The organism is Pseudomonas sp. S2_E02 (assembly GCF_054668355.1).
The window spans coordinates 178,756-195,669 of sequence record NZ_CP162761.1 but is presented as its reverse complement, the minus strand read 5'-3'; the positions used below and the strand labels follow the sequence as shown (position 1 = coordinate 195,669).

At 59.5% G+C, this 16,914-nt stretch carries 15 protein-coding genes and 1 pseudogene; 5 read left to right on the top strand and 11 right to left on the bottom strand.

The window, feature by feature from the left end; translation table 11 throughout:
• Nucleotides 1-189: 189 nt before the first annotated feature.
• Together AB4O01_RS00705 and AB4O01_RS00700 are read left to right on the top strand one after the other, a co-directional pair.
• A complete protein-coding gene (locus AB4O01_RS00705; protein ID WP_460090334.1) occupies nucleotides 190-474 on the top strand; it encodes a BrnT family toxin in 285 nt (94 codons plus the stop codon).
• A 3-nt stretch (nucleotides 475-477) separates the two neighbouring features.
• Nucleotides 478-804, top strand: coding sequence for a BrnA antitoxin family protein (locus AB4O01_RS00700; RefSeq protein WP_093432035.1), 327 nt, complete (start codon nucleotides 478-480; stop codon nucleotides 802-804).
• On the opposite strand, the gene AB4O01_RS00695 is transcribed toward AB4O01_RS00700, so the two are convergent.
• Together AB4O01_RS00695 and xth are read right to left on the bottom strand one after the other, a co-directional pair.
• On the bottom strand, nucleotides 801-1,634 hold the full coding sequence (locus tag AB4O01_RS00695) for an arylamine N-acetyltransferase family protein (protein ID WP_460090333.1): 834 nt from the start codon (nucleotides 1,632-1,634) through the stop codon (nucleotides 801-803). The genes AB4O01_RS00700 and AB4O01_RS00695 overlap by 4 nt on opposite strands.
• A gap of 101 nt (nucleotides 1,635-1,735) precedes the next feature.
• Complete coding sequence (xth, locus tag AB4O01_RS00690; protein ID WP_095047670.1) at nucleotides 1,736-2,530, bottom strand: exodeoxyribonuclease III; 795 nt, start codon at nucleotides 2,528-2,530, stop codon at nucleotides 1,736-1,738.
• Nucleotides 2,531-2,659: 129 nt separating this feature from the next.
• On the opposite strand from xth, the gene AB4O01_RS00685 reads away from it, so the two are divergent.
• Nucleotides 2,660-3,235 (top strand): GNAT family N-acetyltransferase, encoded by a 576-nt coding sequence (locus tag AB4O01_RS00685; protein WP_460090332.1) that lies wholly within the window; start codon nucleotides 2,660-2,662, stop codon nucleotides 3,233-3,235.
• Nucleotides 3,236-3,239: 4 nt separating this feature from the next.
• Here the strand turns inward: AB4O01_RS00685 and AB4O01_RS00680 are convergent, their stop codons facing one another.
• The 3 genes and pseudogenes from AB4O01_RS00680 to AB4O01_RS00670 all read right to left on the bottom strand — a co-directional run bounded on the left by AB4O01_RS00680 (nucleotide 3,240) and on the right by AB4O01_RS00670 (nucleotide 6,236).
• Nucleotides 3,240-4,682, bottom strand: coding sequence for a mechanosensitive ion channel family protein (locus AB4O01_RS00680; protein ID WP_093432023.1), 1,443 nt, complete (start codon nucleotides 4,680-4,682; stop codon nucleotides 3,240-3,242).
• A gap of 221 nt (nucleotides 4,683-4,903) precedes the next feature.
• A pseudogene (locus tag AB4O01_RS00675) lies at nucleotides 4,904-5,275 on the bottom strand (isochorismatase family protein); the annotation flags it as partial.
• A gap of 94 nt (nucleotides 5,276-5,369) precedes the next feature.
• Nucleotides 5,370-6,236, bottom strand: coding sequence for a pirin family protein (locus AB4O01_RS00670; RefSeq protein ID WP_460090330.1), 867 nt, complete (start codon nucleotides 6,234-6,236; stop codon nucleotides 5,370-5,372).
• 105 nt (nucleotides 6,237-6,341) lie between these two features.
• Here AB4O01_RS00670 and AB4O01_RS00665 point away from each other — a divergent pair, with 105 nt between their 5' ends.
• Together AB4O01_RS00665 and dkgB are read left to right on the top strand one after the other, a co-directional pair.
• Nucleotides 6,342-7,250, top strand: a complete 909-nt coding sequence (locus AB4O01_RS00665; RefSeq protein ID WP_116255277.1) for a LysR substrate-binding domain-containing protein — start codon at nucleotides 6,342-6,344, stop codon at nucleotides 7,248-7,250.
• Between the two features lie 228 nt (nucleotides 7,251-7,478).
• A complete protein-coding gene (dkgB, locus tag AB4O01_RS00660; RefSeq protein WP_460090328.1) occupies nucleotides 7,479-8,282 on the top strand; it encodes a 2,5-didehydrogluconate reductase DkgB in 804 nt (267 codons plus the stop codon).
• A gap of 11 nt (nucleotides 8,283-8,293) precedes the next feature.
• Here the strand turns inward: dkgB and AB4O01_RS00655 are convergent, their stop codons facing one another.
• The 6 genes from AB4O01_RS00655 to AB4O01_RS00630 form a co-directional block, all read right to left on the bottom strand.
• Nucleotides 8,294-11,512, bottom strand: coding sequence for a transporter substrate-binding domain-containing protein (locus AB4O01_RS00655; protein WP_460090327.1), 3,219 nt, complete (start codon nucleotides 11,510-11,512; stop codon nucleotides 8,294-8,296).
• A 10-nt stretch (nucleotides 11,513-11,522) separates the two neighbouring features.
• Nucleotides 11,523-12,149: a response regulator gene (locus AB4O01_RS00650; protein WP_460090326.1), complete on the bottom strand. Its 627-nt coding sequence runs from the start codon at nucleotides 12,147-12,149 to the stop codon at nucleotides 11,523-11,525.
• A 135-nt stretch (nucleotides 12,150-12,284) separates the two neighbouring features.
• Nucleotides 12,285-12,728, bottom strand: coding sequence for a chemotaxis protein CheY (locus tag AB4O01_RS00645; protein ID WP_093432006.1), 444 nt, complete (start codon nucleotides 12,726-12,728; stop codon nucleotides 12,285-12,287).
• 89 nt (nucleotides 12,729-12,817) lie between these two features.
• Nucleotides 12,818-14,122 (bottom strand): EAL domain-containing response regulator, encoded by a 1,305-nt coding sequence (locus tag AB4O01_RS00640; protein ID WP_460090325.1) that lies wholly within the window; start codon nucleotides 14,120-14,122, stop codon nucleotides 12,818-12,820.
• Nucleotides 14,100-14,510, bottom strand: a complete 411-nt coding sequence (locus tag AB4O01_RS00635; RefSeq protein WP_095047679.1) for a hypothetical protein — start codon at nucleotides 14,508-14,510, stop codon at nucleotides 14,100-14,102. Before AB4O01_RS00635 ends, AB4O01_RS00640 begins: the two co-directional genes overlap by 23 nt.
• 167 nt (nucleotides 14,511-14,677) lie before the next feature.
• The gene (locus tag AB4O01_RS00630) at nucleotides 14,678-16,852 is read right to left on the bottom strand and encodes an autotransporter outer membrane beta-barrel domain-containing protein (RefSeq protein ID WP_186624673.1); all 2,175 of its coding nucleotides are present in this window, start codon (nucleotides 16,850-16,852) and stop codon (nucleotides 14,678-14,680) included.
• Nucleotides 16,853-16,914 lie beyond the last annotated feature (62 nt).

The window sequence follows — 16,914 nt, the reverse complement described above, 5'->3', positions numbered from 1 at the left end:
GAGTTGTATACAACTTATCAGTCACATAATGGATAGGTAGCCACCCAAGCTTCTAGCCCGCTGCTCTCATCCCCCACAAATCCGGCAACACTTCCTCTCCAGCGCCCTCGCCTGCCGCCACTACGCTGAAGTGTTCACGGCGACCGACGGTGCGGTCGCGCTCTTTTTTATACATATAAAGTATGCATAATGAAGTCAATTGAAATTCAGTACGACAAAAGCAAGAACGCAGCCAACAAACTCAAGCACAAGGGCGTCAGCCTCGCCGAGACCGAACCGGTCTTTCACGACGAACGAGCACTGACGATCGAGGACAACGACCATGACGAACAGCGCTGGATCACTATTGGCGCCAACAGCAAAGGGCGCTTGTTGGTCGTTGCTTACAGTTACCGGGATGCAAATGTCGTTCGAATCATTTCTGCGCGTGTCGCCACACCCAGCGAACGTAGCGCTTATTTTCTGGAGGCTTGATCGATGCAAGACGAATATGACTTTTCTCAGGGCAAACGCGGTGCGTTGGCTTCAAACAAGGGCAAAACCCGCATCACCATCATGCTGGATGACGCCGTCATCGAAGCGGCGCGAACGGTCGCGGAAAACGAAGGGTTCGGTTATCAGACGGTGATCAATAACACCCTGCGTCATGCCCTGCTCGATGCCGTTGCCAAACCGGAACAAGCCGAATCGAGCGGGCAATTCAAGAAAGGCATCACCGCCGCAGACCTCAAGAGTCTCGAGAAAAAACTGTCGGCAGCGGTCGGAGAAATTCGCCGAGTGCTCGAGCCCGACGCCAAGCCCTAAACGGAAACCGGTACGATCATCCGCGCCAGAGCCTGCCGTATGTGGGGCAGATCCGGCAGGTGCAGAGCAAACTCGCGCGCCAGCAATTCAATCAGCTCATCGACCTGCGTCACCTCGCGTCGCTCACTGCTGGCGCCCATGCGATGAACAGCGAAACTGCCGTTGTTCAGGGTCTTGCGCCAGCCATTACCCGTGCGCGCGACCATCAGACGCTGGGTGAACGGTGACTCAGGGTGAGTCGAGACATACCAGTTGCCAATGGTGTAATCGATGTCTTCCTGGCGTTGCAGATCGAACAGGTACATCGGCCGCCATTCACCCGCCACATTGGCACGTAGCATGTAGCCGTCGGCCTGTTTTTCAATGCGATAAAGTTCGTGAGGGGTCGCTTGCTCGGTCTCGGTATCGAGCAGCAGCGGCGCGGTCGGCACCATGCCGCCGAAGCCGACATCTGTGATGTAGCGCACGTCGTCGATAGTCACCAGACTCAAACGGTGTGTGCGCGCTGTCCAGCTGCCTTCGGGCTGATTCATTACCACGCGCCCGCTGATGGCCCGAGCGTCGAAGCCCAGTTCCAGCAACAGGGCAAAGAACAGGTTATTGAGCTCGTAGCAGTAACCACCGCGTCCACCGAGCAGGACTTTCTCTTCAATGGATGGCAGATCGATCAACACCGGCGCGCCGGTAATCGTCGCCAGATTCTCGAAAGGGAACACGCCGGTATGGCGCAGTTGCAGCAGGCGCAGGGTCGCCAGTGTCGGTTCCGGTGGTGTTTCAAAACCCAGACGTTGCAGGTACAGCTTCAGATTCGTCAGGCGTGGCTCACTCATTGCTCGATCCTTATGCATGGGGCCGCAGGTCACTGCGTTGATGGTCGCCATGTATACGGGATCAGGCACTGTTTTCGACAATTGATTTCGCCAATCGCCCGCTAGCGTTTCTTGCGGGAACCGATGCGAATCCACGTCGGCGCATGGTCACTGGCGTGCGGTTCGTTGCGCACCCAGGCGTCGACCCCGGCCTCATGTAGATACGGACTCAGCGCCGGGTTGAGCAATAGATGATCGATGCGCAGACCAGAGTTGGTTTGCCAATGCTGCCGAAAGTAATCCCAAAACGTATAGAGCCGATCCTCGGGATACAGATGCCGCAGCGAATCGGTCCAGCCCTGATCGAGCAAGCGCTGATAACACTCGCGGCTCTCGGGTTGCAGCAGCGCATCCTTGAGCCACGAGCGGGTGTTGTAGATGTCCATGTCGGTTGGCACGACGTTGTAGTCGCCGGCCAGCACCACCGGGTGATCGCTGCTTTGCAGGTCTTTTGCATAGCTGATCAGCCGTTCGAACCACGCTAGTTTGTAATCGAATTTCGGCCCCGGCTGCGGGTTGCCGTTGGGCAGGTACAGGCAGCCGACCAGCACCCCATGCACCGCCGCTTCCAGATAACGACTGTGCTTGTCATCGGGATCACCCGGCAGACCGCGTCGGCTCTCCAGCGGCTGCGCATCGCGGGCGAGAATTGCTACACCGTTCCAGGAGGCCTGGCCCTGCCAGATCGCGCCGTAACCGGCGGCTTCCAGTTCTGCTGCGGGAAACGCCGTGTCGACGGATTTGAGTTCTTGCAGGCAGGCGATATCCGGCTGCTCGCGCTTGAGCCAGTCCAGCAGGTTCGGCAAACGTGCGCGTAAACCGTTGACGTTGTAAGTGGCGATTCGCAGGTTTTTCATCGGCTGAGGCTCCTGCCCAAGGGCTGTAAAAATTGTGACCCCGTGATCATCGTGCCGGTTGCATCGGATCAGTCTCGTGCGGCGTAATGGGCGCTCGCCATTCGCCCGCACTGCCGAGACCGGAATCCCATGCAAACCACGCTGCAAGGTCAGCGCATTCTCTTGCGCCCGCTCCAGTATTCAGATGCCGACGCCCTGCTCCACGCTGCCACTGACGGCGAATTGTGGAACCTCACCGTCACCGTGGTGCCTTCGCCCAGCACTGTCGACAGTTATCTGAAAAAAGCCCTCGATGGCCGTGATGCCGGCACGGTGATGCCGTTTGTCATTGTGCTCAAAGACACTGGCGAAGTGCTCGGCTCAACGCGTTTCTGGAAGATCGACCCGCTCAATCGCAAGCTGGAAATCGGCAGCAGCTGGATCGCCGCGAGCTGGCAGAAATCCTTCGTCAACACCGAAGCCAAATACCTGATGCTGCGCCACGCCTTCGAAGTGCTCAACTGCGTGCGCGTGCAGTTCACCACCGACGAGAACAACCAGAAATCACGTAATGCGATCTTGCGCCTTGGTGCGCAGCAAGAAGGCATCGTCCGGCATGAGCGGATCATGCCGGACGGGCGCAAGCGCAACTCGGTGCGCTTCAGCATCATCGATGACGAATGGCCACAGGTGCGCTTGCACTTGGAACAGAAACTCGCTACCTGACCCTTCAGGCGCGATTACGCAGCCACTGCAAAAAGCCTCTTTTGGGTACAACCGCCGGCGCTTCCTCGGTCAGGGATTGCGCCTTGTGCAGGCGGAAATCGAGCAGCGTCTGCATCGCGTCGTGGATATCATGACGCGCATCGAGGCACGGTTTGAGGTACGACTTCTCGATGCGATACAACGCGCAAAAGGTCTTCGCCGAAAAGTCTGCCGGCAATGCGGAATCGGACAAGATCCCTGCCTCGCCAATCACCTCGCCCGGCCCCATGCGCCCGGACTCGAACGGTGTGCCGTGGCGCTTCAACGTCACCGACACCACACCGGACTCGATAATGAACAAATGATCGCTGACCTCCCCTCCCGCCAGAATGACTTCGCCGGCACGGAAGGTTTGCAGGCTCATGTTCTGGCTGAAGGTGTCCTTCTCTTCCTGGCGCAGGGTGGAGAAAATCGGCGAGCTGTCGAGCAACGCCCGGGGCCGCGACAGGTTGGTCGGCGCAGCACTTTCATCGCTCGACAGCAGATTGACCCCGGAGGCCTGCAAGTGCCGATAGGCCAGATCGAACAACTGATTGCGCACCACGCGCTTCTCGCCCATCGAGGCGACGAAACCGCTGATCTCGTATTCCGCGCCACTGCTGCCGGAGCTTTTCAGTGCGACGCTCGGCGCAGGTGTGTCGAGCAACTGGCGACAGCCCTGCATCGCCCGCTCCAGCGCATCGATCACCGAACTGGGCCGCGCATGCGGGCTGACTTGCACGCTGACCGCGACGCCGAACATATTGCTCGGCCGACTGAAGTTGATGATCTTGGCCTTGGCCGCCAGCGAGTTGGGGATCACCGCCATGCTGCCCTGACTGGTTTGCAAGCGCGTGGCGCGCCAGTCGATATCGGTGACGCGGCCTTCAGTGCCGTCGATGGAAATCCAGTCATCGAGTTGATAAGGCTTGGTGGTGTTGAGGACGATTCCGGAAAACACATCGCTGAGCGTGCTCTGCAAGGCCAGACCGACGATGATCGCCAACGCCCCGGAGGTCGCCAGTACGCCTTTGACCGGCAGATCCAGCACATAGGCCAGCGCCGCAATGATCGCGATGAGGAAAATCACCGCGCCGAGCAAGTCCTGCAACAACCGCCCGGTGTGGCCGACCCGCTGCATCATCACCGCGCCGATCAACACCGTCAGGGTGCGCGCACCGAACAGCCACCAGCCAATCTGCAGGCCAGTCGCCGCCAGGTGCAGCGGCACGTTATCGGCCCACGGCGCCGGCTCCATCGGATTGAGGCCTTCGTTGAACAGCAGCACGCTGAACAGGCTGAAAATCAGCACCCGCACCAGCAGTTTCCACTCGCTGCCATGGGAACTGATCAGACGCCATAAACCCAGATCGAGGAGGATCAGGATCAACGCGCAGAACAACGGATGTTCGGTGAGCAGAGACAGCATCAAACAACTCCGACGGGGGCCAATCGCGAGAAGATCGCACAGATTGAGCAAGTGTAGGAGCAATTGATTTCAGAGGATGAACCCGCCCGCAAAAACACCACAAAACCAAATGTGGGAACGAGCCTGCTCGCGAATGCGGTCGATCAGTCAAAGGTGCATCGACTGACATGACGCCTTCGCGAGCAGACTCGCTCCCACGGGGGGGCTGCGTGTGGCCTGGGTTATTTACCGTTAGTCAGGGTGCTGTAGCTGGTCATCAGGTTGCGGTAGTCCGGGATGTGGTTGGAGAACAGCGTGCCCAGCCCTTCAATATCGTTGCGCCAGTCGCGGTGCAGTTCGCAGGCCAGCCCGAACCAGGTCATCAATTGCGCGCCAGCACGGGACATGCGGTTCCACGCCGATTCACGGGTCAGTTCGTTGAACGTGCCGGAGGCGTCCGTCACCACGAACACATCGAAGCCCTCTTCCAGCGCCGGGAACGCCACGCAAACTTCAGTCACCACGCCGGCAATGATCAATTGCTTCTTGCCAGTGGCCTTGATCGCCTTGACGACATCTTCGTTGTCCCAGGCGTTGATCTGGTCCGGACGGGCGTGTTCATGGGCGTTTCCTCTTTTCTATAGGCAACAGCCATCCCTGGCCTGCGAACCGGCCTACGCGTCCTGTGTAGAGCGCAGTGGTTGTGCGTTAAGCGTGCATCTGGCCGAAGCGGCCGGACTGGAAGTCGGCGAAGGCCTGGTGGATTTCCTGCTCGGTGTTCATCACGAACGGGCCGTGGCCGATGATCGGTTCGTCGATCGGCTCACCGCTGAGCAGCAACACCACCGCGTCCTGGCTGGCTTCGAGTGTCAGTTGATGGCCGTCACGTTCGAACAGCGCCAACTGCCCTTCACGCACCGATTCCACACCGTTGACCTGCACCGAGCCTTTGAGCACCACCAGCGCGGTATTGCGGCCTTCGTGCAGATCCAGCGTCAGCAACTTGCCGGCGTTCAGGCGCAGATCCCACACATCAATCGGTGTGAAAGTCCGCGACGGGCCGGTGTGGCCATCGAATTCGCCGGCGATCAGGCGCAGGCGACCGGCGTTGTCCTTGAGCGCAATGCTCGGGATGTCGCTGTCGAGAATGGTCTGGTAGCCCGGCGCGGCCATTTTGTCTTTGGCCGGCAGGTTGACCCACAACTGGACCATTTCCAGTTTGCCGCCGGTTTTGGCGAAGTTTTCCGAATGGAATTCCTCGTGAAGGATCCCGGAAGCGGCGGTCATCCATTGCACATCGCCCGGGCCGATCACGCCGCCACTACCGGTCGAGTCGCGATGCTGCACTTCGCCTTCATAAACGATAGTCACGGTTTCGAAACCACGGTGCGGATGCTGACCAACGCCACGGCGTTCGGTGGTCGGGGTGAAATCGGCCGGGCCGGCGTGATCGAGCAGCAGGAACGGGCTGATGTGTTTGCCCAGGTTGTCGTAGGAAAACAGCGTGCGAACCGGGAAGCCATCGCCGACCCAATGGCCGCGCGGGCTGGTGTAGATACCGATGATGCTTTTCATGGTTGTCTCCAATTTGGGTGAGTGACGCGATGGATCAAGCTTAAATCCGTATCCATTAATGCACTAGACTGCAAAAATCAGCCTTAGCGTTCTATATGGAGAACGATGGTGGAAGACCTCAACACCCTCTACTACTTCACCCAAGTGGTCGAACATCATGGTTTCGCCGCCGCCGGGCGCGCACTGGACATGCCCAAATCGAAACTCAGCCGGCGTATTTCCGAACTGGAAGAACGCCTCGGCGTGCGCCTGCTGCACCGCACCAGCCGCCATTGTTCGTTGACCGAAATCGGTCAGGCCTATTACCAGCGCTGCCTGGCCATGCGCGTCGAAGCCGAAAGCGCGGCCGAGCTGATCGAACGCAACCGCTCCGAACCGCAGGGGCTGGTGCGCCTGAGTTGCCCGACAGCGCTGCTCAACTCGTGGGTCGGGCCGATGCTCACCCGTTACATGCTCAAATACCCGCTGGTGGAATTGTTTATCGAGAGCACCAACCGCCGCGTCGATCTGCTGCACGAAGGCTTCGACATTGCCTTACGCGTGCGTTTTCCGCCGTTGGAGAACACCGACATGGTCATGAAGGTGCTGGGCAACAGCACGCAATCGGTGGTCGGCAGCCCGCAGTTTGTCGAACGCCTGTCTTCACCGCCCTCACCTGCCGACCTCAACGGCTTGCCCAGCCTGCACTGGGGCGCGGCGCAGCGCGAATATCAATGGGAGCTGCTCGGGCCGAATGACAACACGGCACTGATTCGCCATACGCCACGCATGGTCACTGATGATTTGATTGCCTTGCGTCAGGCGGTGATTGCCGGTGTTGGCGTGGCGCATTTGCCGAGTGTAGTGGTGCGTGAGGACATTGCGGCCGGCCGTGTGGTGGAGTTGATTCCCGGTTGGGCGCCGAAGTGCGGGTTGGTGCATGCGATTTTCCCTTCGCGGCGCGGCTTGTTGCCGTCGGTGCGCACGTTGATTGATTTTCTCGGGGAGGAGTTTGCCCACAGTGACATTGCCTGAATCGGTGGTGCGCCCTTCGCGAGCAGACTCGCTCCCACAAGGATTTTGTGGACACCACAGATCTCCTGTGGGAGCGAGCCTGCTCGCGAAGAGGCCAGCCCGGACAACACAAATCCTGAAAATGATTCATGACTTCTGATCAACAGTGCTTTGTCCCACCAACGGTTTTTCTCAACCATCCGGATGCGGATACTCCTGCCCATTCCCACTGCAACCCTGGAGTTTTTCATGTCTGTTCCCGCTTTCGGTCTGGGTACATTTCGCCTGCAAGGCCAGGTCGTCATTGATTCGGTGAGCACCGCTCTCGAACTCGGCTACCGGGCCATCGACACCGCGCAAATCTACGAAAACGAAGCCGACGTCGGCCATGCCATTGCGGCCAGCGGTGTCCCCCGCGAAGAGCTGTTCATTACCAGCAAGATCTGGGTCGCCAACTTCGCCCAGGCTCGCTTGATCGACAGCCTCAAGGAAAGCCTGCAAAAACTGCAGACCGACTACCTCGACCTGACGCTGATTCACTGGCCGTCGCCGGAAAACCAGGTACCGGTCGAAGAGTTCATGGGCGCCCTGCTCGAAGCCAAGCGTCTGGGCCTGACCCGACAGATCGGTGTTTCCAACTTCACCATCGAGCTGATGCAACAGGCGATCGCGGCGGTCGGTGCCGACAACATCGCTACTAATCAGATTGAACTGCACCCGTACCTGCAAAACCGCAAAGTGGTCGAGTTCGCCCAGAGCCAAGGCATCCACATCACCTCGTACATGACCCTCGCCTACGGCGAAGTGCTGCAAGATCCGCTGATCCGGCAGATCGCCCAGCGCCTGCAAGCCACCCCGGCGCAAGTCACCCTGGCCTGGGCCATGCAGTCTGGCTACGCGGTGATTCCGTCGTCGACCAAACGCGCCAACCTGCAAAGCAACCTTGCCGCTACGGCGCTGACACTGAGCGACGCCGATATGGCGCTGATTGCCACGCTTGATCGCAGCCATCGCCTGACCAGCCCGAAAGGCATCGCGCCGCACTGGGACTGAGCCGGCGCCCGTCAGATTTGCAAGCGTTGCGCGAGTCCGGCCATGGCCTCGCGTAACGTCTCGCTCGCCACGTCCAACGGCGCCGCGTGCGTCTCGCGACACGCCTGCTCGAGCGCTACACATGCCGCCACCACCCGCGCCGCGCCGACCATCTGCGCCCCACCCTTGATGTGATGCGCCAGCTCGCGCAGCCCTGCGCGATCCTGCTCCTGCTGCAAAATCTCCAGACGTTGCAGATCGAGGCGCACGCTGTTCAACACTTCCTTGCGCAACTGTTCGATCAAGGCACGATCATCCCCGGCCATTTGCTCCAGCGTGCTCAGGTCGATTTCCGTCAGCGCGGGCACCTCGCCGGGGTCCACCGTCTTCTCGCAATGACTGGCAGCCGTCAACGCCTGCGCCAGGTCGTGCAAGCGGATCGGTTTGAACAGGCATTCGTCCATGCCGGCATTCAGGCAGCGCGTCCTTTCCTCGGCTTGCGCATTGGCGGTAAAGCCGAGGATCAGACAAGGCTTGCGGCCGGCATGCGACTCGGCATCGCGGATGGCTCGCGCCAGTTGGTAACCGTTGCGCCGCGGCATGTTGCAATCGGTGATCACCACATCGAACGCCTGCGCCCGCCACTGCTTCAGGCCTTCATCACCGTTCTCGGTGTCGACGGTGCGATGGCCGAGTTCACTCAACTGCCAGCACAACAGCAATCGGTTCACCGGATGATCGTCCACCACCAGAACACTCAGTGACGACGTTACCGCAAGCGCTGCTTGCGGAGCACTTGGCGCGCGAGCCAGAGCAGCCAACAACGGCAGTTCAAGACTGACTTCGACGCGTGTGCCTTCACCCGGTGCACTGTCAAGCCGCAGCGTACCGCCCATCATTTCACAGAGGTTGCGACTGATGACCAGCCCCAGCCCGGAACCACTGCGGGCTGATTGCGAGTCATGGCTCGCCTGCACGAAAGGGTTGAACAGCCTTCGTCGGTCGTCGGCGTTGATCCCCACCCCGCTGTCTTCAATAAGCACTTTCACGGTCAGGCGTTCCGCCGTCACGGTGGTTACCGTCAGCCGTAGACTGACCTCGCCCTCCTCGGTGAACTTGATCGCGTTGCTCAACAGATTCGACAGCACTTGTTTGAAGCGCGTCGGATCAATCAGCACGTCAATGTTGCTGCGGGCATCAAGTTCGATGTGCCACAACAAACGCTTCTGCCGCGCCAGCCCTTCAAACACTCGACACACCGACACCACCTGCTCACGCAGGTTGGCACGCTCAGGCACGAGGGACAAATGCCCGGTCTCGATCCGCGCGATGTCGAGGATGTCGCCGATCAACGCCAGCAACTGTTGCCCGGCGTTGGATGCCACCTGGATCGCCAAGCGATCGGTCACGCCCTCCTCGGCGCGCTTCAAGGCCAGTTCGAGCATGCCGATCAAGGCGTTCATTGGCGTGCGGATTTCATGGCTCATGGTCGCCAGAAACGTGGTCTTGGCGCGATTGGCATCGTCTGCCGCGTCCTTGGCTTCCTGCAATTGCTGCAGCCATTGCTGGCGCCGGCGAATCTGTTGGCGCTGAAAAACGATCCAGGCCAGCGCAAGCGCCAGCAACACCGCCGCACCGGCAAAACCGAGGAGAATCTCGCGACGATGGCGTAACCAATAACTGTCTTCCACCACCACATCGTGGCTCCAGCGCTCCACCAGTTCGTCCATCTGTGGCGGGGCGATGCTCAACAGCGCCTTGTTCAGGATCGAATGCAATGCCGTCATCTGCGGTGCCGTCGCCAACGCAATGCGCGCCGGTTGATCGCCGATGGTGCCGGTAATGCGCAGACGCTCACGGTAGTGACGTGCGATCAGAAAGCGCGCCACCAGCAATGAACTCACCGTGGCATCGACCTGACCCTTGGCAATCAACGCCATGCCTTCAGCGGGGCTTTTGACTTCGACCAGACGGATGCGCGGCACGCGGCTCAACAGGTAAGCACGTAACGGATGGCCGCGATAAATCGCCAGCCGTTTATCGGCCAGATCATCGAGGTTGAGCGGTCCCTGCGCGGTGATTGCGCTGACCAGCACAAACGGATTATTCAGGTAGGCGCGGGTAAATCGCAGTTCGGCTTCGCGCTCGCTGCTCGGTGTCACCACCGGCAATACATCCAGTTCACCGGCCTTGAGCTGTTCGATCTGTCGATCCAGCGACGTCCCGCGCACGATCTCGAAGTTCAACCCGCTGCGCTGGCTGATCAGACTCAGCAGTTGCGCCGACAGTCCGCTGAAACGGCCATCGGCATCAAAAAATGTCAGCGGCGCGAAATCTTCGATGGCTCCGACCCGGACAACTGGATGCTGGTCCAGCCACTCCTGCTCATTCGCACTGAGCTGCACCCGCGACTGTTCAGCCATATCGGCGAGGCCGACGCTCCAGCGTAGCTCGATGCGCTGGCGCCGCTCCATGGGGATGGCCGTCAATGCCTTGTCGACGATGCGTTTGAGGCGCCCATCGCTGCGCAACAGCGCGAAGCCGAACGAATTGGCGTCCAGCCCGGCCGGACCGGCCAATTGCAGGTCATTACGATAATTGGTGTTGATCAGGTAGTTGGCACTGATGAAGTCGCCCAGATAAACATCGTCCGCGCCGAAGGCCACCGCACCGAGCGCATCCATCGCCGACGGGTAACGCTGCACACTTGCCCGGGGATAAAACGCCTGCACGCTGGCCCGAGGCAGATAGTCCTCGACCATGGCCAGGCGCTTGCCGGCCAGATCGGTGGGCAATTGTTCATTGAGTCGAGTCACCAGCATCGGCTGATCTTCGGCGTAGGCACGGGACAGGATGAAGGCCGGGTCGGCGGCTTCAAAACTGTTGGAGGTTCCCAGCAGATCGAGATCGCCGCGTTTGAGTGCCGCCATCACGGCATCGCGGTTGGCGAAACGGCGGACTTCGATGCGCACGCCGAGCAACTGCCCCAGCAGGTCGGCGTAATCGGCGGTCAGCCCTTCGAGTTCCTGTTGATTACGGGTGATCTCGAACGGCGGGTAATCCGGCCCGGAAATGCCCATGCGCAACACCGGGTGCTGACGCAGCCATTGCCGGTCCTGTTCATCCAGGCGCAGCTGGACATTTTCCAGTCCGGTACGGGTCAGCACTTGCAGCACCTGCGGCGTGTCGCTTGCCCAACAGGTGGCCATCAGCGTCAGCCACAGCCAGACAATCCGGCGCCCCTGCCTCATGTCTGTCCGCTCAGATCACATGATTGCGCTTGGCGAAATCGCGCAAGTGTACCGCTGAGTTCACCCCGAGTTTTTTCATCAGACGGGTCTTATAGGTGCTGACGGTTTTGTGACTCAGGTGCATGTCCTCAGCAATCGCCTTGTTGGACTTGCCCTGCCCCAGTTGCGCAAAAATGCTCAACTCACGGTCGGAGAGCTGCTCGATCATCTGTTTTTCCGTGATCTGTACGGCATTCAGCGTACTGAACGGGTCCGGGAGCGCAGAGAAAAAGGTATGCCCCGACACCACCGCCCGGATGGCATTGCGCAACTGCTCCAACTGATTGGTTTTGGTCACGTAAGCCATGGCCCCGGCGCGCACACAGCGTTCCTGATAGAACATCGGCTCGTGTGTACTGAACACCAGCACTCGGCAATGGAGATCATTGGCCTTGATCCGGGCCAGCACCTCCAGCCCGCCGAGCACTGGCAGATTCAGGTCGAGAATCACCAATTGAGGCTTGTGTTCACGAATAAGCGTTACCACCTCGTTGCCTTGGGACGCCTCGTATATCTGCTTGAATCCTTCGGCTTGCAACACGATCCGGATGGCGGCACGCACCACCGGATGATCGTCGACGATCAGCGCTAAATTCATGGCCACTCCCGGTGCAAAGACTGACGGTCAGACCACCGATGGGGGCTGATCCAGACTCAGTGGCTGCACAGGGACTGTTGCATGGAACGGGGAGCAAAGCACCTGTCAGGTCTGACAGTTGCGGCCGGGGACTTTTTATGCATGCGCAACGTACTGCATCAGCGGGTGTGGCTTGTGAGCGACCGGTTTACCTGGCTTTGCGGGCACATCGACCAGCGCCATCAACTGACTGATCGACTGCTTTGAAGGCAACATCAAATGACTGATCTGCACATTCTCCTGAGCGAACCCCGAAGTCTGTTGCAACGGCGCCGTGCCTTCGTTGTAGATCAACGCCTGACGAATCTGCGGGTTATCAAGGAAAAACCCCAGCAGATCCAGCGAACGCGCCGCCAGCTCGGCATTGATGACCACCACATCGAACGGCTCACAACCGTAGTCCACCAGCGTCAACAGTTCAGTGAGGCTTTGCACCGGGGCCACGCGGTAGTAATCGAGGCTGTTGAACAGACGCTCGATTTTCATCCGGTGGAAATGCTGCGAGTCTGCAATCAGGATGCGCAGGGCTTTATTGATCATGTTCAATCTCCCGGTGTCACGGTTTCTGGGTGCGGCAAGACTACGCAAGCCACACGACAGGTTCTGTAGGACTTTTCCTAAAAGAAGGTTCACTCATCCGAGTCACGCCGATCACCGTGCTGCTGCAACCAAAGCAACAAATCAGCCCCCGACATCGGCCGCGCATACCAGTAGCCCTGCCCTTGGGAACACCCCAATGCCAACAGTTCACGACGCTGTGCATCGGTCTCGATTCCTTCGATCACCACGCTCATGCCGAGGGTTTCTCCCAACGCCAGTGTGCTGCTGATCGCCGCCCGGCATCGCGGTTCGTGCTCAAGATTGCGGATGAATTCGGCGTCGAGCTTGATCTCGTTGAACGGCAACTGACACAAGCGCTGCAAAGATGAGAAGCCGGCGCCGAAGTCATCGATCGACAGACGACAGCCCATCATTCGCAGGCGGACGAGGCTTTCCAGGCTGGTGGCCGGCGCTTCTAGCAGACCGCTTTCGGTCAGTTCGAAAGTCAGGCCTGCACCGCAAGCACCGTGGTGCGCCAGAAGGTTTTTCAACGTGGTCGTGAGCTGCGCATTGGCCAACTGCACAGCGTGCAGATTGAACGCAACATTCAGGAAAACTCCCTGCGCACGGGCACGTCGTTGCACACCCAGCGCCTGATCGATCTGCGCAAACAATAGCTCGTCGAGTAATCCGCAACGCTCCAGCACAGGCATGAACAAAGCGGGCGAAAGGATGCCGTGGGTTGGATGGAGCCAGCGGCATAGCACCTCTACACCACAGACCTCACCGGTCTGCAGGTTGAATTTGGGCTGATACCAGGCCTGCAATTGCTGCTGCGCCAACGCCTGACGAACCGACGCCTCACTGGCCAGCGTCACGGCAGCGGCCGTGGGTTGCGCCAGAGCCGGCCTGTCGAGGGATTTGCTCAGCAGATTCGCCAGCACTTGCACATGCAAAGGCTTGCCTACATCGCCAAGCAGTTCCAGGCCAAGCAACGCCACCATCTGATGCACCGCACGACGCAGGTCTGCCGACAGCGAACTACTGATGATCACCGACTTGACCTGCCCCGAGGCCCCCACCCGCTGCAGAAACTCCAGCCCGTCCATCCCCTCCATCTGCAAATCGCACAGGGCGACATCGACCGTACCGACTTCCTGCAAGAGCGCCAGCGCCTGAGCTCCGTCACTGGCCTCGAAGATTTCGCGACAACCCAGCGTACGCAGCATGTTGACCGCCACCGAGCGCTGGAACGCATGGTCTTCCAACACCAACACACGCAGCGGCAGAGCAGGCACGGCGATTGAGTCGTCGATGCCGGGAGCATGGTGTGTCGTGGCCAATCGCGTATTCGACTCGCCAGCGGAGGTCTCAACGGTTGTGGGATTGTTCATGAACATCGAGGTGCTCCAGCAAAGGGCCAAGGGTTTGCCGGTCCGGGGTACGGATCAGCATCAACTGTCGTCGGTGGTTGGCGTAAATCGTCTGAGCCTGCGGCTGGCCGCGAACAGTGTCATGAATCACGCCGTGGCGAATCTGTGCATTGCTTGCAAAGAACCGCACCCAATCCACGCCAGTGGCGGCGATCAACCCAGCGTTGATGATCATCAGGTCAAAGTGCTGGAAGGGCTCGCTGGAGTAATGGGTCACGCCCAACAACTCACGAAACGAGTGCACCCGCGTCAGTTCGCGACAGCCCAGTTCTTTAAAGGTCTTGCCGATTCGGGCGTGCAACGCAGGCTCCTCGTCGGCAATCAGAATTCGCCAGCTTTTGTAGGACATTGGTTTCGACAGAGGTAGAAAAGGTCGCCGCTCGCGGCGTAAGAGGCGACACACTAGGCAAAACAGTCGTCAAAGCATGTAGGACGAGTCTGAAAAAATACCAAGAAATCTCCGACGCCCTTTGAAGAACAACGCCACGTCGGAAGGATCCGACGTGGCAACCCGCCTCACCAAAGGTAGCGATACCCCAGGCTCACTCCGAATGGCTGTTCGATGCCATTGCCCTTGGCGTACTCGGCATCCAGCGAGATCTTGCTTTTCTCACTGACCTGCAATACGCCGCCGAAGCCGAGTTCGACGCGGTTGCCCGGCAGCTCGGCATCGAGTTTGTTGCCATTGACGCTGACCTTGCTGCTGCCGGCATGCTCGGTGATGTACGACGCTTTGACATACGGTTGGGCCTTCATGCCATTGCTCAGCTCCAGGCTGCGACCGAACAGCGAACCGACACGGCTTTGCAGTGAATCCAGATCATCGGACTTGACGCGCAGGCCGTTGCTGGCGGTGTAACTGGCCCCTTGGGTGCGGGTCGCAGTGATTTCCAGTTGCGGCTCGACGAACCAGCCATCCTTCAGATTGATGCGTTTGCCAACCTCGATATCAGCACCGACACCATTAGTGCTGTAGGAACCTTTTACCGCTTGCCCCAGATTGTTCGGCGTTTTGATGTCCGTATCGAAACGGCTGTACTTCAAGACGCTGTCAACGTAGACGCCATTGTCATTGAGGTAAGTGGCGTAAATGCCGAACATGCGGCTGTCGATATCGCCCGACGCCCCTTCACCGAAATCCAGATCGGAACGCGCAGTACCGACCATGCCACCGACATAAATCTTGCCGCTGTCCACTGCGAAAGCCTTGTCGGCACCGATTTCCAGACCGCTGACGTCCTGGGAATAGGCGCGGCTGGAATGCTCGCTCACATCGAAACGCTTGCCGATGGCGCGGGTCCAGAGCCCCCCGTCATCCTCGCCCATGCGCAACTCGCCGAGGCGCTTGACCAGAGCGTTCATCTGCGCGTTCCACAGGCTGGCGCCGGCGGTGTGCGCGGCGATGGCGGCGTTGGCCCCTTTGGACAGGTTTTCCGGCGCCGGGTCGATCGGGCGCGGCGGTGGCGTCACAGGGCCCACCGGATCCACTGGATTGACCGGATCAACTGGCGTCACTGGCTCCACCGGATTGCCGGGGTCTACTGGCGTCTCTGGATCCACCGGCGTTACCGGATCAACCGGAATCGCTCCCCCGCTCGCCAGTACCCAGTCATCACCCTGTTGGCGCAAGGTATAGCGGAATGCACCCGCATCGACGTGGCCGCCATACAGGGCGAATTTCGCGCTGCCGCCGTTCGTATCGACCAACAGCAAGCGGCCATCGGAGGTCGTCGGTTCATTACCGCTATCGCCGACGATCAGCGTGTGATCACCACTGGCCATGCCGGCGCCTTGCACGATCAGCAAATCATCACGCTGATTGGCGATATCGGTATTCATCAAAATGCTGCCGCTACCGGAAAGAGCATTGACCGTAAGCGTCTTGAACGTACCGTCGCTGCCCGGCGCGAATGCCAGACGCCCGCCATTGAGGGTCAGCGAGTCCACCGTGTTCACGCCGTTCTCCATGACATTCACCGTGCCACCTGCGTCTGCCACAAGGCCATTGGCTTGGGCACCCGTGTAGAGATTGACCTGACCACCGTTGCTGACCGTACTGTTATTGGCCGTGCCAGTGGCGTACACGCTTTGGGTACCACCCTGCACGCGCGTGTCATTGGCCACCGCCCCGCCGACCAAGCCACGGCGCAGGGTTTGCTCACCGCCTGCGTTAATCACGCTGCCGTTAGCCACCGCCATGTTGATCAGGTTTTGCGTACCGCCAGCACCGACCTGACTATCGTTGGCAATCGCCATGATATCCAGCGTCTGTACGCTGCCCGCATTGATCAGCGTGCGGTTGGCCGTGGAACGAGTGACGGTCTGCTGACTGGCATTGAGCACGGTGTCATTGGCAATACCGCTGGTGCCCACCATCTGTGAGCCGCCGTTATTGACCACCGTGCCATGGCTGACGCCACTGAGAACGTTTTGTGTCGCACCATCTACTACGGTGTCGTAGGTCACACCGTTCTGAAATACGCTCTGCGTCCCACTACCGCTGACCGTGGTGCGATGGGCCGTGCCGTTGGTTCCGATCGATTGCACGCCGGTGGTAACGCTTTCGTCATAAATCACTGCCCCGCCATTGACTGAAGAGGTGTAGGCACTGGCGTGCAGTGGCAGCAAAAACGCAATGGCGACGGCCACGGCGACAGGGTTGCGCTGGAACAACGGGGAACGGGTTTTCATCAACAGAACCTCACGTGCGCCCTCTTGGGCAACGGCGTAAATAGAGTTGAGTCAGAACCTTT